Origin of the sequence: Arthrobacter sp. ERGS1:01, from assembly GCF_001281315.1 — a bacterium.
Taxonomy (GTDB): domain Bacteria; phylum Actinomycetota; class Actinomycetes; order Actinomycetales; family Micrococcaceae; genus Specibacter.
Genome location: NZ_CP012479.1, coordinates 3,113,191 through 3,137,116, shown reverse-complemented (window position 1 = coordinate 3,137,116; position 23,926 = coordinate 3,113,191). Strand labels below are relative to the sequence as shown.

General features: G+C 56.4%; 21 protein-coding genes. 15 read left to right on the top strand and 6 right to left on the bottom strand.

Going from position 1 to position 23,926, the window contains the following annotated elements:
• Positions 1 to 325 precede the first annotated feature (325 nt).
• The 4 genes from AL755_RS23305 to AL755_RS18160 all read left to right on the top strand — a co-directional run bounded on the left by AL755_RS23305 (position 326) and on the right by AL755_RS18160 (position 5,612).
• Positions 326 to 1,219, top strand: coding sequence for a hypothetical protein (locus tag AL755_RS23305; protein ID WP_150117166.1), 894 nt, complete (start codon positions 326 to 328; stop codon positions 1,217 to 1,219).
• Positions 1,216 to 3,210 carry an ABC transporter ATP-binding protein/permease gene (locus AL755_RS22595; RefSeq protein WP_272946692.1) on the top strand — a complete coding sequence of 665 codons (1,995 nt, stop codon included), beginning with the start codon at positions 1,216 to 1,218 and terminating at the stop codon, positions 3,208 to 3,210. The genes AL755_RS23305 and AL755_RS22595 overlap by 4 nt, the downstream gene beginning before the upstream one ends.
• Positions 3,211 to 3,231: 21 nt before the next feature.
• Entirely contained in the window at positions 3,232 to 4,110 is an 879-nt protein-coding gene (locus AL755_RS23300) for a hypothetical protein (protein ID WP_150117165.1), read from the top strand.
• 545 nt (positions 4,111 to 4,655) lie between these two features.
• Positions 4,656 to 5,612 (top strand): hypothetical protein, encoded by a 957-nt coding sequence (locus tag AL755_RS18160; RefSeq protein WP_150117164.1) that lies wholly within the window; start codon positions 4,656 to 4,658, stop codon positions 5,610 to 5,612.
• A gap of 129 nt (positions 5,613 to 5,741) precedes the next feature.
• Here AL755_RS18160 and AL755_RS18155 read toward each other — a convergent pair whose 3' ends face one another.
• From AL755_RS18155 to AL755_RS18145, 3 genes are all read right to left on the bottom strand, one after another.
• Complete coding sequence (locus tag AL755_RS18155) at positions 5,742 to 5,966, bottom strand: DUF2188 domain-containing protein (RefSeq protein ID WP_054012202.1); 225 nt, start codon at positions 5,964 to 5,966, stop codon at positions 5,742 to 5,744.
• A 165-nt stretch (positions 5,967 to 6,131) separates the two neighbouring features.
• Positions 6,132 to 7,475, bottom strand: a complete 1,344-nt coding sequence (locus tag AL755_RS18150) for a hypothetical protein (protein ID WP_054012201.1) — start codon at positions 7,473 to 7,475, stop codon at positions 6,132 to 6,134.
• A gap of 123 nt (positions 7,476 to 7,598) precedes the next feature.
• Positions 7,599 to 8,348 carry a hypothetical protein gene (locus AL755_RS18145; RefSeq protein WP_150117163.1) on the bottom strand — a complete coding sequence of 250 codons (750 nt, stop codon included), beginning with the start codon at positions 8,346 to 8,348 and terminating at the stop codon, positions 7,599 to 7,601.
• 70 nt (positions 8,349 to 8,418) lie between these two features.
• On the opposite strand from AL755_RS18145, the gene AL755_RS18140 reads away from it, so the two are divergent.
• Together AL755_RS18140 and AL755_RS18135 are read left to right on the top strand one after the other, a co-directional pair.
• A complete protein-coding gene (locus tag AL755_RS18140) occupies positions 8,419 to 8,904 on the top strand; it encodes a very short patch repair endonuclease (RefSeq protein ID WP_082369402.1) in 486 nt (161 codons plus the stop codon).
• Between the two features lie 143 nt (positions 8,905 to 9,047).
• A complete protein-coding gene (locus AL755_RS18135; RefSeq protein WP_054013177.1) occupies positions 9,048 to 10,055 on the top strand; it encodes a DNA cytosine methyltransferase in 1,008 nt (335 codons plus the stop codon).
• Here the strand turns inward: AL755_RS18135 and AL755_RS18130 are convergent.
• Together AL755_RS18130 and AL755_RS18125 are read right to left on the bottom strand one after the other, a co-directional pair.
• On the bottom strand, positions 10,052 to 10,897 hold the full coding sequence (locus AL755_RS18130; protein ID WP_054012199.1) for an HNH endonuclease: 846 nt from the start codon (positions 10,895 to 10,897) through the stop codon (positions 10,052 to 10,054). The two genes, AL755_RS18135 and AL755_RS18130, sit on opposite strands and share 4 nt — an antisense overlap.
• Complete coding sequence (locus tag AL755_RS18125) at positions 10,894 to 11,826, bottom strand: NaeI family type II restriction endonuclease (protein WP_054012198.1); 933 nt, start codon at positions 11,824 to 11,826, stop codon at positions 10,894 to 10,896. Before AL755_RS18125 ends, AL755_RS18130 begins: the two co-directional genes overlap by 4 nt.
• A gap of 164 nt (positions 11,827 to 11,990) precedes the next feature.
• On the opposite strand from AL755_RS18125, the gene AL755_RS22590 reads away from it, so the two are divergent.
• From AL755_RS22590 to AL755_RS18105, 6 genes are all read left to right on the top strand, one after another.
• Complete coding sequence (locus AL755_RS22590) at positions 11,991 to 13,100, top strand: DUF262 domain-containing protein (RefSeq protein WP_082369401.1); 1,110 nt, start codon at positions 11,991 to 11,993, stop codon at positions 13,098 to 13,100.
• A gap of 41 nt (positions 13,101 to 13,141) precedes the next feature.
• The gene (locus AL755_RS23295; RefSeq protein ID WP_150117162.1) at positions 13,142 to 13,624 is read left to right on the top strand and encodes a HEPN domain-containing protein; all 483 of its coding nucleotides are present in this window, start codon (positions 13,142 to 13,144) and stop codon (positions 13,622 to 13,624) included.
• Positions 13,625 to 14,116: 492 nt separating this feature from the next.
• Positions 14,117 to 14,491, top strand: a complete 375-nt coding sequence (locus tag AL755_RS23290) for a hypothetical protein (RefSeq protein ID WP_150117161.1) — start codon at positions 14,117 to 14,119, stop codon at positions 14,489 to 14,491.
• A gap of 2,164 nt (positions 14,492 to 16,655) precedes the next feature.
• Positions 16,656 to 17,369 (top strand): hypothetical protein, encoded by a 714-nt coding sequence (locus AL755_RS18115; RefSeq protein ID WP_150117159.1) that lies wholly within the window; start codon positions 16,656 to 16,658, stop codon positions 17,367 to 17,369.
• Positions 17,370 to 17,583: 214 nt separating this feature from the next.
• Positions 17,584 to 17,988 (top strand): immunity 8 family protein, encoded by a 405-nt coding sequence (locus AL755_RS24680; RefSeq protein ID WP_054012195.1) that lies wholly within the window; start codon positions 17,584 to 17,586, stop codon positions 17,986 to 17,988.
• Between the two features lie 434 nt (positions 17,989 to 18,422).
• On the top strand, positions 18,423 to 19,208 hold the full coding sequence (locus tag AL755_RS18105; protein WP_054012194.1) for a CPBP family intramembrane glutamic endopeptidase: 786 nt from the start codon (positions 18,423 to 18,425) through the stop codon (positions 19,206 to 19,208).
• 396 nt (positions 19,209 to 19,604) lie between these two features.
• Here AL755_RS18105 and AL755_RS18100 read toward each other — a convergent pair whose 3' ends face one another.
• Positions 19,605 to 20,381 (bottom strand): CPBP family intramembrane glutamic endopeptidase, encoded by a 777-nt coding sequence (locus tag AL755_RS18100; protein ID WP_054012193.1) that lies wholly within the window; start codon positions 20,379 to 20,381, stop codon positions 19,605 to 19,607.
• 1,144 nt (positions 20,382 to 21,525) lie between these two features.
• On the opposite strand from AL755_RS18100, the gene AL755_RS18095 reads away from it, so the two are divergent.
• From AL755_RS18095 to AL755_RS18085, 3 genes are all read left to right on the top strand, one after another.
• Positions 21,526 to 21,990: a MarR family winged helix-turn-helix transcriptional regulator gene (locus tag AL755_RS18095; RefSeq protein ID WP_054012192.1), complete on the top strand. Its 465-nt coding sequence runs from the start codon at positions 21,526 to 21,528 to the stop codon at positions 21,988 to 21,990.
• Between the two features lie 17 nt (positions 21,991 to 22,007).
• On the top strand, positions 22,008 to 22,985 hold the full coding sequence (locus AL755_RS18090; protein WP_054012191.1) for a zinc-binding dehydrogenase: 978 nt from the start codon (positions 22,008 to 22,010) through the stop codon (positions 22,983 to 22,985).
• Positions 22,986 to 23,145: 160 nt separating this feature from the next.
• Entirely contained in the window at positions 23,146 to 23,910 is a 765-nt protein-coding gene (locus AL755_RS18085; RefSeq protein WP_082369619.1) for an alpha/beta hydrolase family protein, read from the top strand.
• Positions 23,911 to 23,926: the final 16 nt, after the last annotated feature.

Below are 23,926 nucleotides of genomic sequence, written 5' to 3'. Positions count from 1 at the left end.
TCATTGCGCGTTGTGCCGGGTTTTAACAAGACCCGGCACAACGCGCCCTTTTCCGTCAACGATGTGGGTAACTGTGAAACGGCGTGGTCTTGTTCTGTCCCTGTGTGTCCTAGCGTCTATCGCGCTGACCTTGTGCGCGGTGTGGGGCGTCGGTCAGTTCCGAACTGTTTCCCAAAAAGCAGCAGAAGCTGCGCCGCCAGCCCCTTCGATTATTTCTGCTGAAGTTCAACAGAAAGTTCTCCAGCAAACGATAACATTATGGTGTACGGCGTCTCCAGCGAACGAAATTACTGTCAATCTGCCCGCGGGGCAGGGCCAAAGGGTCTTGACTTCGGTTAACGTGACGGCTGGCGAGACTATCAATGAGGGAAAGCTCCTTGCGACACTTAACGGCCAGCCAGTAATTTCAATATTTGGAGCATTTCCGCTTTACAGAGACCTGAAGCTCTCTGACGAAGGCCCGGATGCGAAACTCGTTAATGACTTCCTTGGTCGTACTGGATATTTAGTTGGTAACGACTTGGCGCCAAAAGTTACTGAGTGGACGATTACCGCGATGAAGAATTTTTTGCGCGACCAGGGATTCCCCATTAGCAGTTCGGGAACTTGGGCAATACCGTCCACATATTTTGTAGTTTTGCCCAGTGCCAGCACCATCATCTCCGACCCTCCGACATCCGGAGTCGCCGCAACAGATGAGTTTTTCAAGGCTGGCTACGGTGGCACGGGACTATCCTGTACAGGTCGTGATGGCAAAATTCCAGCTGCTATTGCGTCCGGACAGGAAATCACAGTCGCGTCTTTTGGCCCTGGGAAACAAGCCAAACTCGAGCTCAGAGACGGACCTACTAGCACCGCAGCGAGCCAGCTGCCGAGTACTTCCGGATCAAGCACTTCTCAGGGTAGCCCGCCGGCCTCCGGTGGAGCGGGACAGAAAGTAGCTTGGGCAGCGCTGCCGGGCGGAGTGAAGGTGCCTGTGGGCAAAGTAGAAGGAACCGTCGTACTAAAAGGCACTGAAAATGCCGAGTTGGTTGTTCCCTCCTCAGCACTGTGGACGAAAGGTACGAGTCTCGTCGTCACTCGAGCCAACGCGGATGGCACCCAAACAAACGTCGAAGTTGCAGTCGTGTTTAGCGCAAACGGCAATAATGCCGTGAGGCCAACGGTGAAAGGCCAACTTAAGTTGGGCGACAAAGTTATCGTTGCTAGGGCATCGTGACTCGCACATATCTATCAAAACCCTCAATTGCCAACCCTCCGATTGTCTGGGCCCAAGACCTAAGCCGAACATTTCGGACTGGGACTTCGGATGAAACGATTGTCGACCACGCCAGCTTCGAGATTCCATCTGGCCAAATGATTGCTGTTTTGGGCCGTTCAGGATCCGGTAAGAGTACTCTCCTAAATATGCTTGGCCTATTGTTGGCGCCGACATCAGGTGAGCTCTTCATTGCGGGCCGCCAGGTTGATGGCATGAGTCGACGTGAGGCAGCCAATTTTCGTCTGGCGAACGTTGGATTCATATTTCAGGCATTTCATTTGGTGGAGCATAAAACAGTTCGGGAAAACGTTGAACTTCCACTCACCTATCTTTCAATCGGACGCAGGGAGAGAAGGCTCCGAACTGATGAGGTCATTGCGCAGCTAGGCCTCTCGCACCGGCGAGACAGCTACCCAGCAACCTTGTCCGGGGGCGAAAAACAACGGGTGGCAATTGCTCGGGCAATTGTGACCAAGCCCAAGTTGCTCCTTTGTGATGAACCGACCGGAAATCTTGACAGCCATCGGGCCGCTGAGGTCCTTGAAATTCTGCGGGGCTTGAATGGCCCTGAGCAGGCTACGATAATTGTTACGCATGACCCGGTTGTGGCGAGTGCCTGTGACGCAGTGATTCAAGTGGACGACGGCGTCGTAAGCGGATCTATGCCTGGACCCCGACCGAATTCAGAAGCCTCACGCGCAGGCACAAAGAGACGTCGTTTTGCACCCGGACACTGGCTTAAAATTGGGTCTATCGAAGCTTTTAGAGCCAGCTTTTCTAGACTTCGTCGAAACCTTTTTACGGCCCTGGGTGTTTCCCTCGGTATTGCGTCCCTAGTACTGACTGTTGGCTTGTCAGCCACGGTATCGTCACAACTTTCTGATCGATTTAACGAATTTCTAGCGCAAAAGATTACGCTTACGGACCAATCGGTTTCGGACAATGACTACGAATCGATAGTTGCCCTTGATTCTTCACCAGGGATGTCTCGCGTTCGAGCGCTCAACGGAGTTGATGGGGCAGGACTTGTTCTCGATGTATCGAGCGCGAAGACGGTTTCAATGGTTCTCCCGGATATCAATGCGGTATCCGATGGAAATAGCGTACTCTCCCGAGTGCAGGCACCGATTATGGCAGCGTCTCCACAAGCCCTAAGTGCTCTCGGAGTTGCTTTGCAACACGGACGGGTCTTCGATGAAGGGCACTTAAAGCGGCACGACCAAGTCGCCCTCATCGGCTCAGGTGTGCTGCATCGTCTAGGAATGCAGTGGGTCCCCGGAATGACGATGTACTTAGACGCAGCCCCAGTGTCAATAATTGGTGTTATTGGTGACGAGGATCCCTCAGGTAGCCTATTTTCCTCAGTGTTGATACCGCTGGGCAATGCCGAAGCGGACGAACTGGGCGATGATATCCAGCCTAAAGTCGTTGTCCGGGTGGACCCAGGGGCGGCTTCTCAAGTTGGACAAGAGGCGCCGGTGGCATTGAACCCTGCCCAACCAGACTTGGTTTCGGCGGAAATCCCCCCGGAGCCCTCAACTCTGAGACAAGCTGTAGATAATCAACAACAGACTTTGATGCTTTCAATGTCGGCTGTAACTCTAGTCATCGGCGGCGTGGGCATTATGAATACCTTCCTTGTCGCTGTGATGGAACGGCGAAGAGAGATAGGGCTTCGAATGGCCCTGGGCTCGTCACGGGTTGGCATTATTGCCCAATTTGGTGTTGAAGCTACAATTTCGGCCTTGATTGGGGCGGTTATTGGAATTCTATTGGGAATAAATACTTTGACGATAATCTCTGCAATTAATCATTGGATTCCAGTGATAGATCCACTCGTTATTCCCGTAGGTCTCGGTGCGGGCCTTTTGGTAGGCTTCTTGGCTGGTCTTTTTCCTGCAATCAAGGCGGCGAATACTGATCCCGTACTTTCACTCGCACAAAGTTAGATTATTAAAGGACCATATTTAATGTCACGTAAATTTTCGGTTGTCGCTATATTACTCGCTGCTCTTGTTTCGACTGCGTGTTCATCTCAGGCTGCACCGCCTGCCGGTAATCTGCAAACCAAGGGGGACGGCCTTATTCCAGCGTCAAAGGTGGTTGATCCCAATTCCATCGCAAAAGCTCTAGATTTTGCTAATCCCAGCGCTGTGGCTGAGCAGGCGCGAACCCTTGCCACGAGCAATTGCCTAGAAGCGTTGGGATTTACATTTACTCCACCGAAAACTGCTGAGGTCGATATTTACATGGCCATGGGAATTCCAAGAATTACTGAGCAGCAGGCATTGCAGGACGGGTATCCCAAGAGTGTGTTCGGTGCAAATGAGCAGACTGAAGCTAATGACGTTGATCTTAGCAAGGCTTTATATGGACCCGCGGACAGTCCAAAAGTTAGTGCCGTGCTCGGCGATACTGAGAAAAGCATCTCGGGAAGCGGTTGTTTTGCCGACGGGTTTAAGAAGGTGTATGGAACGATTGCCGACGGAATGTTGGCAACTGGTTTGGCGACTGACTCGATTCATGGTGCGACTCTGTCCGCGGCATACGACGATGATCTAGGGGCAGCTAACGCCGAATGGGCAGGCTGTATCAAAGGTACGCCTTTTCCGGAGCTCGAGGGACCCGGCGCAGCCTACGCGTTCGCCCAGGATAACCCTGATCAGGCTCTCGCTGTCGCCGAGGTGGATTCAGAATGCAGAGAGAAAGTCAATTTTAACCAGAAGCTAGATTTGGTCATCGAGAAATACTTGACGACCTATCTCCATAATATGGAGCCGTATATTAACCAAATTCAATCAATTCGAGCAAAAGCGGAGGTTCGCGGACGCAGCATCCTTGGCGGCTAGCAGTTTTTTCATAAATTATACTACCTTGCCGACACCAGTATTTATCGCGAATCTTCAACGACCATTGTCGGTATGCGGCGGCACGGCACGAGGGTAGCCCTGCAACGATATGATTGGGTGAGGTTATGTCGAGGTCAACGGAGTGGCCTATGGCGCGAGTTGGCGGCCCATCGGAAAATTGGCGGTCGGAGCAAATGGACATCAGGAATGTCGCGATGACTGCTGCGTCAATGTGCACGGCAATCGTTGCGACCTGTGCCGTATGGCAGTCTCGCTCGTCCACCTAGAAGGCGAACACTACAACCAAGTCGATTGCTCAGGCCGAACGAGAGCGTCGCCACGGCGTAGAGGTCAGTGATATTGCAATTCGTCCAAGAGGTGAATTCACGTTGTTTACAGGTGCCGCAGCCACGTTTCTTGATGCGCCGCACTTGAAGTCCGACAAGTTCTGGGGGCAGCGCTCCCGATATAGTGCCGGGGGTGCAGCTGATTGTCTGTTCCATGGCAGCCCCGGGGCCGGGTGGCCGGAGGGAAGATACGATTTGATGGAATCGAATAGCGGTGCAGACGAGCTGTCCTTCTGCCCAGGGGAGTATTGGGTATATCGGCTACGAGATGAAGCACCGTCAGAGCAAGTCCTCGTCCTTGATGTCACTCGGGACAAACGCAAGGTCAGAGTAGAGATCGAGTTTGTCGACGGTGTCGGCGCCGGCCAAAAGCAGTCCGTACCTGGTAATCGACTTCGGGTGCCGTGGGCTGATGTCGATACCTTCGATCAGTTGATGGCCAACTGGCAGCGCCTTGAAGAAGAGGGCATCGACGAGGTCGAGGAATTTGCCTGCGACGTGGTCTATGAGCGCCTTGTCCCAGACGACGTCGCCGAGGTTTTCACTGGAGGCAGGGCTAGGAATGGACTCGAGGTGAAGGATATTCCAGCCCTCGAATTGCTCATGGGGCGCCCGATATTCGATGCGAAGGAGCGCAACGCCTGGTTTGAACTTAATGGAGCTCTCAATTTATCTTCAACCGGTGGCCTCGACGTCGCTGCCGCAGTCTGTCAGGAGAATCCTGACCCGATCTTGGAATACATCATGGCCGAGGAAGCCAAGATTCGGCACTATTGCAAGCATGGTCGCAAGGATGAAGGACGTCGTGGCCAGGAAGACCGCTCGACCTCGCCTGAATGGGAATATCACTACTATCTGAAGTACATCAAACCCGTTCACGAGTTACTCCGTCAGTGGTGTGGGTATCGGGCGGTAACGGCGCACGAACGCTTGGTCGCTGCTGAAGCTGAGACGAGGCGCCTCGATGTCTTGATAGCTCAGGCCATTGATGCCCTGCGAGATAGCCACAAGAGTATGCTGGCCGATCATCTCGAAGAAGAACACGAGCGTGAACGCATCGTGCCCCATAGGGTTCGACCAGTCCCGGACCGGCCGCTTGAACCATCGGAAATACCAGTCATCAGGGTGCCTACGCGTCGACAGTGGGGTTGGTAGCTCAACTTCGCTGAACAGCCACGCTTTGCCGGCGCTAATGAATCGAAGTGTCGCGGCGTCCGCTCGAGATGACTCGTGCCGCAAGCGGACGCCGCGATACTGCCTTGCAGGTTGTTATGACTTGGACACTTAGCCCTTCGGCGGGTGAGGATCGTTGCCATACGAATTGCGAGCACCAATTTTTCCGTCGAGGTTCTTGATAATGTGCTCCACCTCGCGCTGCTTAGCCATGCGGCGCCCCTCTGCTTGGGCCTCCTGCTTGGTTTCTGCAGTGTTTGACGCGCGGGCGTTGCCTTGCACGCGGTTCTTCCACTTGCCGTCTTCGTGGTAAGTCTCGACGCCTTTATTCGCCATGGTATTGCCTCCGATGCCGTTGCCGGACGCGAGTCGTCCGCCATTTCAAAAGCTAGCAGGAGTCACTGACACTCTGTGTGCCCCGTCGCAGGAGGAGGCGTGATACAAGACTGGCGACGCGGCAGCGTCGATTGGAATCTCACACCTCAGAAGGTGGCCAGCTGTCTATCTCGCTCCACGGGGTCCATGCGGGCTCCACCCATCCAGGAACGGGGTCAGGTCATCGTCGGGATACTCCAACAGGACTGGAATCTCGATGGGTTTCAACAGGGGATCTTTAGCGTCGATATGCTTGCGCATCCAGTCCAGCCAAGCCTGTCCGCGCCTAATCAGATCATTGTCTTGCTCTTCGACTATTTTCACTTCGACGGCGTCAACGTACCTGCGGAGCGTGCCCACTTCTGCCCACGTGTTGGCCTGGGCTGTAAGTTGTTTGGCTTTGTGGTGGTCCTGAATTCTTACCCGAGCACGTTCCATGGCTGCCTCCCACCGCCGCTTGATCGCTTCCTCCTTGATCCGCGCCTGGTCTTTACTCCACTCATGTTCAAGGTGTTGGATCTCGAGCTCGCGAAGGATCGCGGGCAATACGTGGTCGAGCGTTTGACGTTTGCCGTCGCGATAGCGCTCTGGGCGTCCGTTGGTGGAGTACTTTTCTGTCAATTCCAGCTGAAGTCGTCCTGTTGAGACGAAATCTGGATTGACGACGAGCTTCCTGGACCTGTCTGAATGGTTGTAGGAAAGGATGTAAGGTCTCGCTGCGCCGGCGTTTGGGGGAAGTTCCCTAATCTCCAATGCGATGGTCGTGGTGCCGCTGGCAATGGCTATATCGCCGTTGAGGGTTCTAGTTCCCCGGTGTGTGGGCCTTTCGAGGCTTGACGGCACGGCTACCTCGTAACCGCGGGACTCACTTTCCGCCGCCACCGCATGAAGTAGCTTGGATGCACGGGCAACGTGTTCTTTGGAGACGCCCGATTTTCGTTCGCGAAACTCCTTGGCGACCGCATGGTACTTACCCACCGTTTCCGGGACAGGAACTGGCCGCAACTCGACGTCGTCAGGGAAATGGCGCACCCAACGCGCCTCGTGTTTTGGTTTTTGCCATGAACCCACATCGGCAATTTCAAGTCTGTAGCCCTTTGGCCGCAACGCTGATTTCATGACACTGCGGATGAGGGCTTCGTTGGCCGCGATGAGATGGTAGCCGCCTTCGACTTCGTGGACACCGCCGCCGGTTTCGAGTCGCTGGATGAATTTGTCTGCTTCGGATTGGACGGCACCTTCTTGGCTGTCCGACTCAGCAACTCCTTCAAGGACTTCTCGACCGCGCTTAGTAATCTTGCCCGCCCAAGTCGGACCCTTGCCTGTAATAGTGATGTAGCGGTCATCGGCCAAAGCTCTTGCGGATATCCGGTGCGAGTAGCCTTCGAAGACGCCATCCGGGCAACCGTCATTCACCCATTTCAAAACTTTGGACTGCAAATCGCTGAGAGGCTTGTGTTCCTGTGGCAAGGGAATTCTCCAATCCGAGTCGGTCTATGGAGAGTAACAAGATCCCGAATGAACCGAAGTGCGCCCCAGCAAACTGTGAGTGAAGTGCAGGGGGCATGGACCGCCATCATGGGGTCCTGACCGCTACAGGTCCTCCGCTTCGGACTTCCAGAGATCCAGGATGTCTGGTCGCAACCGGTCCGGGCCAGTCTGAAGACGACGATTCTCACGGATGCTATCCACGTACGTGCCAAGCTGCTCGACATCACGCTGTCGGTATCCGAGACGGTAGGCAAATAATTGCAGGTCATGCCTGCGGTACGTATAGCCGTTCTTGTGGAGTAGTCGGAGTGTCTGCACGATTTCGTCCTTGCCGCGGCCATTCCGGATGCCTCCGTGCTCGCTCATGACATCATGCGGCCGCGCTATGGCAACACGGACCACAGGATCCAGTCGCTCGATGAAGCTGGTGTCGGCTGGCATACCCGACGGCAGCTGGATGGCCCCGTGCGCTTCAAGCCACATTTCGAGCTGGTCGAAGCCTGGCCACAAGGTGATGCAAAGGTCGGCAGTAGTGGGGTCGACCCGGTCGACGATGCTTTCGGCGATCTTTTCCTCGGGATAGAGGGCGATGACGGAGTGTCCAGCAGCAACCTTGGAGACGGTCTGGCTGAGGTATTCGGTCTCGGCGTCGGGACAGCATGCCAGTAGGCCCGGAAGCGTCTGCTCCTCAACCTCGGAGCTCTTGGGGCTCACGAGTATGGACTTATCTGGCCGAGGACTGGTCTCGAGCCAGTTGGCCAGGAATCCGACAGCAGATCGCTGTTCCCCCATGGCGGCCCATTCATTCCATGAAAGGTAATAGAGTCCCGGTTCCCGGGTGAAATCTGTCATGGAAAGAGCCTGACATACGGCACTGACATTTGCTTGTTGGGCTGACGCCGCGGAGAGTACGATCGACGGCATGGTGGATGTGCTGACTCCGGAGCAGCGTCATCTCGTTATGTCCCGTATCCGGAGCAAGGATACGAAGCCCGAGATGATCGTGCGGCGATTGCTGTATGCCCAGGGCTACAGATACCGACTTCATGCCAAGGATTTGCCGGGCAAGCCGGACATCGTCTTCCGTGGCCGTCACAAGGTGATCTTCGTCAACGGCTGCTTCTGGCATTCACACAGTTGCGCCGACGGTCGTCATCGTCCGCAAACGAACGCGGATTTTTGGGGTGCAAAGCGGCAGCGGACTCTGGATCGCGATGCTCACGCCGTGGCTGTTCTGGAGGCGAATGGCTGGAGCGTCGCCACCGTTTGGGAATGCGAGCTCCGTGACGCTGAGGGTTTGCTTCGAGTTCTCGGCGTGTTTCTGGGACCCACTGCAGCCGACGCGCGAAGCACCGGCGGGGGATTTGACTCCGGGCCCGGTGAAGGTGACCCTCGCCCGCTAGGCTAATGGTCGCTGATTTGAGTATTCGGCAGATCGAAGCGTTACTTGATGTGGCGGACTCCTCGCAACGATGTCGGTGCCTCGTGGCAATGTAGGAGACACACCACAGAAGGTCGAAGTAACTGCTTTGTAATGAGAAGATGGACGACATGAACACCACCACCCCCCTTTCCGCTCTTGAAATCTGCGCTGGCGCAGGTGGCCAGTCGGTTGGCCTGGAAGGTGCTGGCTTTGGCCATGCCTTGGCCGTCGAAATCGACAAGGATGCGGCAGCCACGCTGAAGCTCAACAGGCCGTCGTGGAACGTTCATCATGGTGATGTTCGGGAGATCAACGGCCGGGAGTACAAAGGGATTGATCTTCTCGCCGGCGGTGTCCCTTGCCCTCCGTTTAGCGTGGCTGGCAAGCAGCTCGGCGCCGATGACGAGCGCGATCTGTTCCCGGAAGCGCTGCGACTTGTCAGAGAAGCCAACCCGCGCGCCGTCATGCTCGAGAACGTGAAAGGGCTGGCGTCAGCCAGGTTCGCCACGTACCGCAAGTCGATTCTGGATGAGCTGGAAGAGCTCGGCTACCACGCAGATTGGCAGCTGTTTTATTCAAGTGAATTCGGCGTTCCTCAGTTGCGCCCTCGCTTTATCTTGGTGGCAGTTAAAAACCGCTATCACAAGAAGTTCGCATGGCCCGCGCCACAAGGGACTCCTCCGACGGTCGGCGAGGTGCTGCTCCCTCTTATGGCGAGCGGTGGATGGGCCGGTGCGAAGGCTTGGGCAGCCAACGCAAATAACGTTGCCCCTACGGTGGTTGGAGGCTCCAAAAAGCATGGTGGGGCCGACCTCGGCCCGACTCGCGCCAAGGCAGGCTGGCTGCAGTTAGGCGTCGATGGCAAGGGAATTGCCAACGACGTACCGGGACCCGGGACGCCGCTCGACCACATTCCTCGTCTGACCAACCAGATGGTCGCACGCATTCAGGGCTTTCCTCCGGAATGGCAGTTCTCCGGGCTCAAGACTTCCGTCTACCGGCAGATTGGCAATGCCTTCCCGCCGCCTGTAGCGACTGCCATCGGAACGTCAATAGCGACCGCGCTCGGCGTTAAAGCTGCGGCTAAGAAGCACGATTGGGAAGATAGCGAGCGCCACCTTCGCGCCGTGGGCTAGCTCGGCATCTGCTGTTCGGCTAACTTCTTGTCCTTTTCGATTTGCTTGATAAGGGCAGCGATGGGTTCTGCCGGCCACGGCGTCCACTTGGTTAGTTCGTAGTAACTGCGCATTCGCCCGTACTCCTTCTTCTTGCGGATCTTGAAGTCCCAGCCGAGTTCTCGCAGTTCACGTGTACGCTTCTGCCAGTCTTCTTGGTACTGGATCATGCAGGCAATCAAGCCGACCACCTCCGACGGAGCTGGTTCACCAGCTTCCTTGAAAGCCTTGAGCGTTTCGCCGATGCGCTTGTGCGGCTCAAGAAGAGAGGCGGCCGCCCGAATTTTGTCGGAATACGCATCGAATGACGCGTAGTAATCCTGTTTGTTGTGATTGCACTCTTCACAGAGTGGTTGGAGATTCTCAATGTCGTCCGTACCACCCCATGCCAGCGGAAGTTTGTGGTCAACCTCGAGTTTTACTCTGTCCACCAACGGCGTCTTTCCGCACATGGCGCATATTTGGCTGTGGAGGACCTGGGCCTTCAGCTTGCCTGAGATTGGCCTTCTTCCGGGATGGGTCTGGTCTCGTAGCCCTTCAAGGACGTACCGCGGCTTCTTGTTAATGCGTCGGCACGGTGCGTCAATTCCATAGACGTCCCGGAGATCGCGGAACCGCCGATCGGTCTGGGAATGGTCTTCACCCGCGAAGGTGGCGGCGTGTGCTCTGATTTCCACCATTGTGGGCGGATCATCGTTGCGGCCGTAAATGTACTCGTAGATGACCCGATGCGCGGTTGAGGGGATCAAGTCGATCAGGGCCTGTGTGCCGGGTAAAGGCAGCGCATTGAAGCCTGCAGTCACTGGCTGATCACTTTCGGCGCAGCTGCCGTCGAAGCATGGCCATGTTCAATCCTTCGCCAGAGCTGGCCGTCGAGCTCTACGGAATTTTCCACCACGTAGTCCACTGGGCCGACTCGAACACTGACGAGCTCGCCAGGTTCAGGCACAACGCAGCCAACTGCTCGGGCAACAGCCGTTTGCGCTGAGTAGTCGCCGCCGAGGATGAGGTAGCCCTCGGTACGAAGGGTGCTTCGGGCACCGCCGTTTTCCCGCACGCGTTTCATGAAGTCGTTCTGTTGAGCCACGGTGGCGATGATGTTCCGAGAAATCCGCATGTTGGTGGCGATCCGGAAAAGTTCGTTGACGCGCGCCTGGCCACTCTTGGGCGCAAAAATGCGTGCAACTTGATCCTCGGGCAGCTGTAAGAGGATGTTGGGCTGCATGGGGGCGTCCTTGAAAAGCCACCGAATTCGCGACTTGCCGAGCGCGTTCAGGCTACCTTTCATGTCCCGATTCGTGCCAACGTTGCGGTTCTCCGGTGTCGCCCGGACAACTCCAATGCTCCAGGTGGACTTCACGTCGCTGGCGACGGAGCCAAGTATGAGGTGATCGATGCTCTCTGGCGGGAGCATCCACTGGGCCGAGGCCGAGTACTTGCAGTCAATCTCATGGCCAGCAATCTTGTAGTCCATGACGAGGCCGTCCTCGAATTTGAACTCGCGTTGGAGGTTGATCTCGATGAGGGTGCCGTAGTGGGTCTTCTCTGTCTTGTAGAGCTGATCCCAGCGGTAGCGCCCTGTGCGCTGACCATCATAGAGCTGGTCGAAGGTTTCCCGGAAGACGCGTGCCATGCGGGAGCCATCCGGATCCGCTTGCCGGAACCAGCCGAGAACTGCATCTAGGTCAGGGTCGACGGACTCGGCATCGCGTTCTAAGGAAAAAGGCAACATTAGGTCACTCTATTCTGACTTCGATGCAGACATGAATTCACCGATCCGAGACGGACGTCGTCGACAGACAACTAGTCCGACCAGAACATGGGCCACAATTGGTCGAACGGAGTTGCGTCGTTGTGTATATTGGCAAGTGAGTCCGCGCCGCAAGGAAGATTAAAATGACAGAATCAACAAGGGACAGCGAAGTCTTCGAACTCAGCGACGAAGAGCTTGAGGACATGGAAGAAGCCACCCCGCTGATCGAACCGATCGTATACTCCGGTCAGGATTTTGACGTTGACGGGCTTAACCGTCGGTTGCGGCAGCGAGACATCATCATCCCCAATTTTGGGCATCATGATGAAGAGATTGAGACTTCAGGATTCCAGCGAAATTTTGTATGGAATCGACGTCAAATGGATAAATTCATCGAGTCGATGCTCCTTGGTTATCCAATTCCTGGAATTTTCCTTATCCGCCAGAGCAATAGGTCATACCTTGTTCTTGATGGTCAACAACGACTGAAGACTATTCAATACTTTTATGCAGGAAAATTCCAAAATCGAATTTATTCACTTCGAAATGTTGCTGAGAAATTCAAAGGGCTAACTTACGATACTTTGCCAGACGAGCTGCGACGAACTCTTGATAACGCCTTTATTCAGGCAACTATTGTAGATGCGGGAGATACTCCCGAGAGGTTGGAGGCCGTCTATCAAATATTTGAGCGATTGAACTCTGGCGGAACGCAACTGACAGCTCATGAAATTCGTGTCGCGCTCTATGCTGGACAGCTGATCGACTATTTAGAGACACTCAATCAGGACCGGTCTTGGAGAAATCTCTACGGAAAATCAAGTTCACGAATCCGAGACCAAGAACTTGTATTGAGGATTCTTGCGCTATATGTTGACAGTAACGATTATGTAGCACCTCTAAAGTCATTTCTGAATACCTTCTGCACGAAACATAAGAAGGAGTGTGGAGCTGACTTGCTCGCTGCGGGAGATCTATTCCTGAAGGCGGCGGCACTTCTCGACTCAGCGGTTGGGAGCCAAGCGTTGCGTCGTGAATCGTCTCAGGTGAATACTTCCCAAACCGATGCGCTGTTCATTGGACTGATGACGAGGTTATTATCTGGAGAAATTTCAGTTTCAGAGGTAGCTTTCGGAGTTGCTGAAATAAAATCAAATGAAACTTTCGGTGAATTGATTAGTGAGTCAACCTCGCACGAGGATCGTGTGAAGGCTCGAGTTGCCGAGGCGATCAGAATATTTTCTCAGTTCTAATGCCTCGAAATAGTACAGGCAATGCTTGGCCGACATTAGCCATGCAAACCAGTAGAAATCGATTAGTTGAGCTTCGAAATTTGGTCGACATTAGGGTTGCAACTGCTGAATTGATAGATCTCGAGGAAATGCAGCGGCAGTTGGCGCGTTTTCTCGTTGTGCGCTCCGCGGGGCACCTGGAGTTCACTCTTGATGAATGCATTGCAGGATATGTGGAATCTCGGGCTGACCCGAGCGTAATCTCATATGTTAAGTCTGGCCTCAAGCGCGGATCTAATCCTTGGCCGAAAACGCTTGTAGGGCAGGTTGCAAAATTCAAAGGCGAATGGGGATCGGTTCTTGAATCTCAACTTGCCGCTGAAGATGAGCGACTGAACTTGATGATAAAGCACATGGTTGGCCAAAGGAATTCCATTGCGCATGGCCAAAATGAAGGAGTGACGGTTCGTAAATCACTCGACTATTGTCAAGCCGCCCTCGAGGTTGCTGATTGGCTTGTAACCACAATGAATCCGGGGAGCTAACACGACTGACTAGCATATGCTTTGGTCGTGTCCTGCGCCCAGAGCAGCCGATTTGCGGGGGTAGGCGGCCCCTTCTTCGATCTTGGATGCAGGTAGAAATTGTCCATGCTTTTCGGTGAGGTGCTTCATTGAGGACTCTATGGTCGTTCTACATGCCATGGCGTTTTTCACGAACTTCAATCGGTGTCGAGCTTTTTGGATTATCTGGTTCCACGCGACGGCTCTAATAGTGACGGGGTACTTAGCGGTTGCTACCTGGATAACTCCAGCCTTGTTGGTCTTCATTTTCGCCGAATTTGGAATCTTGTCTCCAACAATCCAAAATTCCCAAGTCGTTGAGTTCATGTAGAAGCGTCCGTCATCTACGACCGCGGCCGCATATCGGTAACCTTGCGGTGTGGGGTGTCGCCGTTGTAGACATGGGCGGCAAAACGAGCATCACCCTCCCGCACGCGATTCTCACGAGTCTTGGTGTACCCGTGTATGTTATCTTTGACGGTGATGGAGGTTTTGAAGCCCGGGCCATCGCGAAAAAACAGACCCGTCGCCAAGATCAACGTAGAACGAATCGGCCACGTTTCAGCCAACAAGAAGCTGCTGAAGTACTTCGGACTGCCCGAGGTCGATTTTCCGACACAGCAGACAACCGAGAATGTCGCTATTCTAGACGATCATCTTGAGGCTCTTTTGGAATCCGAATGGCCTGAGTGGGTGGCTGCATGCACCGCTTTGGAATCTGAGTCAGGTGTTGTGCTCCAAAAGAACCAAATGGGTTATCGATCTGCGACAGTGCGGGCGACAGGGACGCCTCCAATGATTTTGTTGGATGCAATCAATAGGGTGCTCGCGTTGGCCGGTAAACCCTAGGCTTTCAGTCATGGACCGTGTGATTGAAAGCGGATCGCATCTGCACTCCTGCCTCCACTAGACGCTTTCGAACAGTCTCCTTGTCAGCCCCAAACCGTTCGCCGACCGCTTTGAGCGAAGCTCCTTGTTCATAGAGCTTGGCGGCTTCTGGGATATGCCGCGGATCTAGGCCATACCTGCGTGGTGGCACGCCATGGGATTTTAGGTGCAGGGTGACGCTGCTCGGGTGGAGGTTGAACTTGGTCGCGATGTCCTTGACTGGCATACGGGCTTGGTAGTCGGCAATGAGTTTAGTCGACTGTTCGTTTGTGAGATGACGGATTCGCTGAGGGATAGGGGATTCGACTCGCTTGCGACGTGGTCTCCCGCCAATCTTCCTCATCAGGGTTCCAAGTTTGACGGAGTCGGTGGAATGTTTTGAGTAGAAATGTAGGACCCCCACCCCATTACCCCTCTGAGCTGCAGTAAGCCGCAGCTCAGAGGGATTTTTGTTTGCCCATTTTTGGCCCAACGACACGGAAATGACACGCTTTGAGTCCAGCAGAGCCTTTCTGCGGTCGGATTGGGCCTGCTGGTTCACGATGCGCACCGTTTCGTTGTCCGCAGCGATGAGAATGGAGGTTGATGCTTTCGAGCCCAGCACCTAGCCAGACGCCGGGCGAGTTCCCTGACTTTGTGTAGTAGTCCGTCAAGTCCCGAATGCTCATGTCTCCATGCGCTGTCGTCTTGGGTAGAAACTTCACTCCGGCCTCGGCTGACAACCGGGCAATGGACATGGTCATGGTCATGTGCGGGACCGTCCCCAATGGGAGAGTGGTCTGCACTCAAAATCTTGCCTGCTGCCGTCATATTTGGTTCCCTCTTTCTTCTGCATACATGTTCATGGCGTTTGAGCGGCTAAACGGCATGACTGAAGAATATTTCGGGCGAGACGGCCGGTGCTTGGGTGCAAAACGTGTGAGGCTTTTGCGGGCAGAAGGTTGTTGGCGGGTCTCTTGGTCAAGACTGCCTATGTGGTGGCCGTCACGATGAAGAGCCGGTGGCAGATGAAGGAGTGTGGAGTGGGCAGTCAAAGCACTTGACGGGGATTCTCGTTGGAGGGTTGGTGTCGAAAATGGCGGCAAGTGAGTTCCGGGCGGCGCGTCGGCGGCATTGCCAGGCCAGCCTCTATCGGCGGCTTCGGATTGGAAACGGTCCCCCGAAGCGATCGTCGAACGGCTACGGGTTCATGCCTTTGAAGCAAGGTGGCTCCCCGTGTACGTGCCCGGAAGGGGAACCCTCAGCGGGACGCAATTCCCGGTCCACCTGGTTGCACCCTGCGGTCCGTAGACTCTGATCGCCCGGAGTCGTCTTTTGATCCTCGTGCGAGAATGTGAGCTATGGGTCCACTACTATCTGTCGCTATGGTGACGTTTCCGGCCATCTTCGTCTTATTCCGGCTAGCCCCGGCCATTGCGCGTCGTTCACGAATAGTCGGCTTAGGCTTGGGTGCCTTTGGAGCTGCGGTGATGATTGCTGATGGAGTAGTAGGAATGGCTTCCGGACTGGCGGTGCCCGTTGTTCTAGGAGTACTTCTGGCGGTTGTCGGGCTTGCTCTGGGTGTTCTCTTTATTCGGCCATCACTCCTGCATCGCTTATCGAAAGCCCGCCGTTGATATAAGTTCACGCCCAGAACTCGACGAGCGTCTCGCAAACCGCCGACCTATTGGACCCGGTGCCAGACAAACAATCGACTATCGTCCAAAGACGGCTTGGCACCGCCGGGCATAGGAATGAATCCTTGATTTTACAATGGCAGCCCACCCCAAGGGTCGACGAAGAATCATCTGGAAACGTGAAGCATCGGCGACCGCTCCGCCCGCAGGGGAACGGTCGGCGGGCACCGTGTCGGGCAGATCTGTACCGTCAACCTAACGGCCAAGCCTAAGCATCGGCAGCGTCAGCGTTGATCTCCTTGTCTTACTCCCAGCCCACGACACCGTGTCACGAGGCTCATGCCTCAGACTGCGCCTAAACTGATGCCACACCAATGACGTGGGGGATGATGCAACCGGAAACCGTACAGCTCCCCGATGGGCTGCAGCTGCCCGCCATCGCCCTCTCCCCGGAATCGGCACCTGTGTGGGATGGGTCTCGCCTACGCCGGCGCCTCCAGAGGCGTGCCGTGCTGGCCGTGACCGTATTCGCCGTCGTGCTGCTGGGCTCGTTGTTCGAATTCGGTTCAATCACCAGACCTTATTGGGGCGGGTTCATCAGCGTCCCAGCGGTTGTGACCGGCCAGCACCCTTACTACTCCAGGGGAGATCACTGTGGCCTGGGACTGCGGTTCACCTTGGACGGACAGCAACACACGGCCACTTTCGATCCGGCTTCCACCTGTGCCGGGATGCCCGCGCCGGCGACGACCGTCACCGCCAGTGTGGACCCGATCGATTCCTCTCACGTCTTGATTGTCGGCCTGGACAGATTTCAAAGGAACCTGCCCTATATCTTCGCGTTCACTGACGCGCTCTGGCTGAGTATGGCTGGCGCGTTTCTGTGGTTGAGCGTTTCCAGCTACCGCAATCTCCGAACCCTGACCGGCAGAGGACAGTGGCGACAGTTGGCCCCCAGCGTTCTCCAGCGAACCGTGGTCAAGAGCACGACCCAGCTGACTCTGCAGGCGCCGGACCTGAGCGGAACACCCCAAATCTTCGAATTGGCCTACCCTGGCCATGGCCCGTGGCCAAGCGTTCCCTCGGCGGGGCAAGCCTTGAACCTTTGGATACTCGCCGACGGGGGTCGACACGTCTTACTCTCCGGACCGGACTGCAAGAATGCCACGGCCGGCACAGCGTATGTGCCGAACAGTTTCGAACTGCGAACCATGGGCCTATGACAGGGCGGTCAAGCACGACTGATGTGGCGCCATACACCCGCACGCAATCGTTCGAGCAGATCGCTTGGAATCCATCCAATTTCGGGGGCCCGCGTAGGAAATTGGGGGAACGCTCTGCGGGCGCCGATGAACTTGTAGAGTTACGGCACCACCCTGGAAGCCGTAACTAGGTAAACCCCGGGCTAGTTTCGAAAGCTAGGTTGAAGGACAGACTATGCGCAGGGCCAAGCGGCAATGTGCACTTGGGTATTACGGGGATGGACTGATGAGAGCTGAAATGCGTTCGTTGTCGAGCACTTCGATCGATGACCTGGACGCTTGGCGGCCCATAGAAGAGAGCTGGTCCGTGGGCATTAGGCTCTTGGCTGGACCTGCAGGAGAGCCTGGGGAGGAATCCTTCGATATTACGGTGTGCAGCACGGCCTGGATTAACGAGCTGGTTGCCCGCGACGGTATTTGGAACGGACGGCATCATCTCATTGCGGACGGTTTCAATTGGCAACGCATTCGTTCATATATTGTCGGCCGTGTGGAGGCCTGCCAAGGACCGACGTGGAGCGAGGTCGCAGAACAATTGAGTAGATTGGGCTACTGGGAATTTGAGGACTATCAACCGTAGTACTCGGTTCATACCCTGATAAAGGAACCAGAGTCCGGCCTAAACTTTCACCTTCGTCCCGCAAGGGGTGCCCCAAATAGGCGCCGCCGAACCGTCCCGTATGACGGGTCGACCTTCGCGACGTTAGACCTCGGAACCCGGAAGTGAAAAAGAAGCACCCGGCTGCCCGCAAACGAACCCTCTACGGCACGCGAGCTCGCAGGGTTGCTCGTTCGGTGGCTGGCATCAGAACAAACTGGACGCAAGCACACTTTGATCCTTGTCGTCGGGAGAGGTCATGAGGGCACGAATCTGCCGATCCATACTTGTGCATGTGATTGGCCACAAATTCACTTCTTGGATGGATTATTCAAATTGGTTCTAGTATTTTCTTGAATTAGTCTGTGAGCGCACAAGCCCGGGCTGCACTACCTAGACCCTATTAAGGAGCCTTGATGGCAACTGAAGCAACTGCGCCGACCAAGAAGAGATTTGGACGCCTGATCGAGCGGGCCGACGGTCGCGACTTCCCCTACTATGACGGCGAACCCGTTGAGGTGGCGGGCTGGAAGTGGGGTGTAATCATTCTTGCTTGCGCGGTCGGCTTCGCAGCGTTGCTCTTTTACCCAGCCAGCAATGACCTCCAATCACTCGTACCGCGAATTCTGTTTCCGGCCATTCCCCTGGCAGTGTTCATTGGGTTCACCGGCCGCTATTGGAAGTCCCTGTTTAAAAAGCTCACGGGCGTGGACTACCTGAACATGGTTGTCTTCTGGCTTTTGAACCTTGCCGTCTCCTCAGTGGTCGGCCTGATCGTCATGGCCGTCTTCGGGGCCAACGCCAACCCCGCAACCAATGGTCTTATTGACGGCGGGCCGATCCAAATAATCTCTTTCTATGTCGGAACGGGCATTCAGCTCTTCGGCGAGGAAATCTTCACGATCCTGCCCTTCCTGGCTGTCATGTATCTGCTCTTCACCAAAGCAAAGCTCTCTAGGAACACCTCCGTCATTCTGGCCTGGTTGATCACGGCAGCATGGTTCGGGGCAGCACACTTGCCGACTTATGGTTGGAACTTTGCACAGGCCTTCCTGATCATTGGCGCCGCCCGGCTTGTCCTGACCCTCGCCTACATGAGGACTAAAAACATCCTCGTCTCCACGGGCGCTCACATCCTCAATGACTGGAGCACGTTCACTTTCGCGCTCATTGCAGCCGGCGCAGCAGGGGTGGCCAGCTAGCGCCAGCTGAGGAGCTCAAGGGCTCGAAATAGACCCGGTGTTCCAGGTCGCAAAACATGCCTGGGATCCATGAAAAGGGCCCGGCGGAGATGTTCTCGGCCGGGCCTTTTCTTGGATTTCTATGGAGGCGTCATTCTGGCGGTGTAGCTGAGGGGTGAAAGGTACTGCCTGCCAGGGGAGAAATAGCGGTGGTACCTTGCTCCATAGGCTAGGAGAGTCACGTTTCTGTGGCCAGGACACGGGGAAGTAACCACTCCCTCGGTTACTTCGTCCCGAGGATTCCGGCGTTTTGGTAGAAGTAGCGGACTCATCGAACATGCCCGAGGCCTGGAAGTATTCCATCCATGAACTTCTCCCAATCCCGTCTGTTCACCCAACCGTTTTGAATGGTCCGGGCTAGTGCTGGGCCGAGACTCTCTTGATTTCCGTGGCATGCTTGGGCTCGACACCCTTGAAAACGCTCCAGACCACAGCCACTCCAGCAATGAGGATCAGAATCGGTGCAAGTGAGGCCGGGGAGGTTCCGGTAGAGGCGAAACTGGAAGTGAAGACAGAAATGTCCCACACTGCGTGCAGAAGCATCGCCAGGATCAATGACCCAGTTGTGCGGCGAAGGATGTAGAAGGCCGTCCCGCCTCCGAAGGCGAGAAGTACTTGCATGAACGTTCCTCCGAAGTCAGCTCCGAGAAAGACGTTTATTAGATGCATCAGACCAAAAGTGGCGCTGCTGATCAGCCACACCAACACTTCTGACAGTTTTGACCGCAGTGCAACAACGAGCAGCCCGCGAGTGACCATTTCCTCGCAAAAACCTACGAAGATGCCGAGCAGGAGTATCGCGAAAAGGAAAAGTGCATCGATCTTGGACCAGTCGGTGTAGGCCAGGTTGACGACAGCGGCAAGCAACATAATTACAGGCACGAAGATCGGCCATTTGTGCCGACTGCGCTGCTGCTCAAACAGTGCTGACTTCCACCATCCCAGCAGTGTCGTTGTGATTGCTAGCAGTATCCCTGCGACACCGAGCGACAGGACTGCGGTGCGGAACACATTCTCCGCCGACGTCCCGAATTCAGGGTAAGGAACCCCGCTAAACTTCTGGATACCGCCAATGACAACGACATAGCCGATGAATATTGCGAATCCGATCCAAACACGAGGTGCTACGCGCATCTCGATCCCTCCTAAAAACCGTTAAATTGAGCTGAGGGCGGGTGCCCCGTCGAGAGCGCCAGCGCTCGATGCCCCTATGTTTATACCATTTGAATTAAGTGCCACATTGAATCATCGGCATTCGCACGGCCATTCAAGGAACGCCGATTGAGGGTTTTTCATAAAATCTGACGTTGTTTGCGCTCGTCAACGAATGGTTGCTACAAGTCTGACGTGGCAGTGTCGATGAGGCGGACAATAGGTCAGTGAAAACGCTGCCGCTGGCCTTTCGCCCCTGGCTCCGTCGCACCACAATCCAGGTTCTTTAGGAATAGTGGACTGCCCACTGCAAACCTCACCACGAGGCACCATCCAGAAGACACTCATCCCCACACATTGCCTTCTACAACTTCACGGACTGGTCTCCCGCCACGTCGCAGTGAGTGGTCACAACATGAGGCAAGCCCCGGCTGCGTCGAATTCGAAAAATGACCGCTAAGGGTGTTTCTGGATAGGCGTGTGTCACTGTCCCGTAAGCCGGTCCCTCACCGGACGGATTACCTCCTGACCTGCGGTTCTATGATTGCGGCTATTGGGGTGTCCCGTTTAGGGTGTCCGGTGAACTGACCGGTGACCGGGCGTCATACGGGACGTTATTGGACATGCCTAATACGTCGATTGGCTACCCTCGGCCGACGCCTGGAGGTGAGGACCAAGTCCGACAGGTTCAGACCCTAGTGGTCTGGGCAATCCTGGCTCCGACCGTGTCGCACACTTTTTGGCAAAAGCAGGTGGTTTCTCATAATCAGTCCTGACGCTCCGTCCCGGACCAGCTTCGAACGGCTGCAAAATCGACACGGAAACGAGGCGCTTTGGTCCAAAATGCGTCGTTGTCCGACGGTCATCGCGAGCCATCGAAAACCCTGATTCACCCCGGATTCTAGGGGATCTAGGCAACATTGAAGACCGTCAAAAACACCACAATTCGAAGAGGAGGTAAGGAGTTCGAACCTCCTTAACTCCGCCATGGATGGCCCTCCGCGTTGACCGCGGGTCAGGACGGAGGGCCTTTTTCATGCCCAAAAGCCGGCGGGGTGCACTCAAAGTGAGGATCCCCACGGTCAAATAGATTGTGCACAAGTTACTTGTGTGCAAGACTTTAATCATGAACGACAGCGAGCATTCCACGGGGGTCGATCCCGACCCCCTCGACCAGATGATTTGTTTCGCACTGTACGCCGCCACCAGGGCAACAAACCGCCGGTACGTGGCCTTGTTGGCGCCGTGGGGACTGACCTATCCGCAGTATTTGGTCCTGGTTCTTTTGTGGACACATCGGTCCCTGGCCGTCAAGGAAGTCGCGGAACACCTGAAGTTGGATTCCGGTACCACGTCACCCTTGATCCGCAGGCTCGAGGCCCGGGGCTTCCTCACCCGGGAACGCTCCGCGGACGATGAAAGGGCAGTAATCGTGTCCTTGACCGACGCCGGCGCCGCCTTGCGGGAGGAACTGGCACATATCCCCGGATGCGTAGCCGAGGCAAGCCGGTTCACGGCGGCCGAAGCAAAATCCGCGCTCGAATTCCTGCACAACGTAACGACCAACCTCTCCGAAGCACCCACCAAGTAAAGAAGATTGAGAGCATCATGCGCGCCCTAATGCACAACACGTTCGGCGATCCGTCCGAGGTCCTGACCGTTGAAAACATCCCTGCCGCTGAGCCCGGTCCCGGCGAAGTCAGGGTCCGCCTGGTCATTGCCACCATCCACAACCACGATCTGTGGACCATCCGCGGCACCTACGGCTTCAAGCCCGAATTGCCGGCCCGCACGGGCAGCGAAGCCATGGGCGTTATTGACGCGCTCGGCGAAGGCGTGACCGGTCTTGAAGTGGGGCAGCGCGTTGCCACCGGTGGAACGTTCGGGGTCTGGGCGGAGTACTTCATCGCCAAGGCTGCGGCTTTGATTCCGGTCGACGACGCCATCACGGACGAGGTGGCCGCGCAGCTGGTGTCGATGCCGTTCAGCGCCATCACGCTCTTGGACTTCATGGACCTGAACCAGGGCGACTGGATTGTCCAGAATGCCGCCAACGGCACCGTGGGACGCCTCGTGGCGCAGCTCGCCGCCGCCCGCGGGATCAACGTCGTCGGGCTTGTCCGCCGGAGTGCCGGCGTCGAAGAACTGGCCGCACAGGGCATCGGCAACATCGTGGCGACCGACGACGACGGCTGGGTCGAGCAGGTGCGGGCCCTCACCGGCGGCGCGCCCGTCGTCGCAGGTGTTGATTCCGTCGGCGGCAAGGCCAGCGGCGAGGTCCTCTCGCTGCTGGCCGAGAACGGCACCCTTGTCGTGTTCGGCGCCATGCAGTCTCCCGTCATGGAGATCAGCTCGGGGGACGTCATCTTCAAGCAGGCCACGGTCCGCGGTTTCTGGGGGAGCAAGGTAAGCACCTCCATGGCGGCCGACAAGCGCGGCGCGCTCCTCGGCGAACTCTTCGGCTACATCAAGGCCGGAGCCCTGACACTGCCCGTCGAGGCGACGTATTCCTTTGCGGACGCGCACGCTGCGGCCAAGGCGAACTTCGCCCCAGGCCGCGTCGGCAAGATCATGCTGCGCCCGTAACTTCGCGCATCAGTGGGACAAGGACCCCGCAGCTACGGCTGCGGGGTCCTTTCCGCGTTAACCGACTTGCCGACAAAGCTCTGGACACCGGGCCCGACCGCGGGGGAAGATGCGCTTGGCGGCGCCGTGCTTGCCACGGCTGACGGAAGGCGAACTGATCATGACTGATTCAACCCACACGGAGGCAGAACCGGAGATCCTGCGGTACGGCGATTCGGACCAGCAATTCGTTGAACTGTGGGCCGCGCAGACCGAAACCCCGCACGGCTACGCGATCCTGATCCACGGCGGCTACTGGCGGGCCATGTGGGACGCCACGCTCATGCACCCGCTCGCCGCCGATCTGCTGGCCCGTGGCTGGGCCGTGGCCAACATCGAGTACCGGCGGGTGGGCAACGGTGGCGGCTGGCCAATCACCCCCGACGACGTCTGGTCCGGCATCAGGGCAGCCAAGGACGCCCGGCCGCAATGGTGCGCCGCCGGCGCCGTGGTCAACATTGGCCACTCGGTGGGCGGGCAGCTGGCCCTGCTGACCGCGGACCTGGCGGACGCCGTCGTCGGCCTGGCCCCGGTGACGGACGTGCGGCGCGTCGACGCCGAGGAATTGGATGACAACGCCGCGCTCGGGTTCATGGGCGGCCACTACGCGGACATGCCCGAGGCCTATGACGCGGCGTCCCCGATCCGGCAGCTGCCCCTGGACAAGCCGCTGCTCATCATCCACGGCGACGTGGACACTCGCGTCCCCGAGGTCCGCTCCGAGGCCTTCGCCGCCGCGGCCGTGGCGGCGCACGACATCATCGACTACCGCATGGTGGCCGGCCTGAGCCATATGGACCAGATCGATCCCACCGCGCCGCACTGGGCACACACGGTGGAATGGATGGAGCACCGCAGCGCGGCCAAGCGCGCCGTGGCCCGCTAAGCGGGGGCGGACACGC

Coding starts and splice junctions, on each gene's coding strand:
- AL755_RS18105 (WP_054012194.1), top strand. CDS start 18,423: ATGGCAACTGAAGCAACTGCGCCGACCAAGAAGAGATTTGGACGCCTG.
- AL755_RS18095 (WP_054012192.1), top strand. CDS start 21,526: ATGAACGACAGCGAGCATTCCACGGGGGTCGATCCCGACCCCCTCGAC.
- AL755_RS18135 (WP_054013177.1), top strand. CDS start 9,048: ATGAACACCACCACCCCCCTTTCCGCTCTTGAAATCTGCGCTGGCGCA.
- AL755_RS18125 (WP_054012198.1), bottom strand. CDS start 11,826: ATGTTGCCTTTTTCCTTAGAACGCGATGCCGAGTCCGTCGACCCTGAC.
- AL755_RS18155 (WP_054012202.1), bottom strand. CDS start 5,966: ATGGCGAATAAAGGCGTCGAGACTTACCACGAAGACGGCAAGTGGAAG.
- AL755_RS23300 (WP_150117165.1), top strand. CDS start 3,232: ATGTCACGTAAATTTTCGGTTGTCGCTATATTACTCGCTGCTCTTGTT.
- AL755_RS18085 (WP_082369619.1), top strand. CDS start 23,146: ATGACTGATTCAACCCACACGGAGGCAGAACCGGAGATCCTGCGGTAC.
- AL755_RS18100 (WP_054012193.1), bottom strand. CDS start 20,381: ATGCGCGTAGCACCTCGTGTTTGGATCGGATTCGCAATATTCATCGGC.
- AL755_RS18090 (WP_054012191.1), top strand. CDS start 22,008: ATGCGCGCCCTAATGCACAACACGTTCGGCGATCCGTCCGAGGTCCTG.
- AL755_RS18140 (WP_082369402.1), top strand. CDS start 8,419: ATGGTGGATGTGCTGACTCCGGAGCAGCGTCATCTCGTTATGTCCCGT.
- AL755_RS18145 (WP_150117163.1), bottom strand. CDS start 8,348: ATGACAGATTTCACCCGGGAACCGGGACTCTATTACCTTTCATGGAAT.
- AL755_RS24680 (WP_054012195.1), top strand. CDS start 17,584: ATGCGCAGGGCCAAGCGGCAATGTGCACTTGGGTATTACGGGGATGGA.
- AL755_RS22590 (WP_082369401.1), top strand. CDS start 11,991: ATGACAGAATCAACAAGGGACAGCGAAGTCTTCGAACTCAGCGACGAA.
- AL755_RS23295 (WP_150117162.1), top strand. CDS start 13,142: ATGCAAACCAGTAGAAATCGATTAGTTGAGCTTCGAAATTTGGTCGAC.
- AL755_RS18160 (WP_150117164.1), top strand. CDS start 4,656: ATGGAATCGAATAGCGGTGCAGACGAGCTGTCCTTCTGCCCAGGGGAG.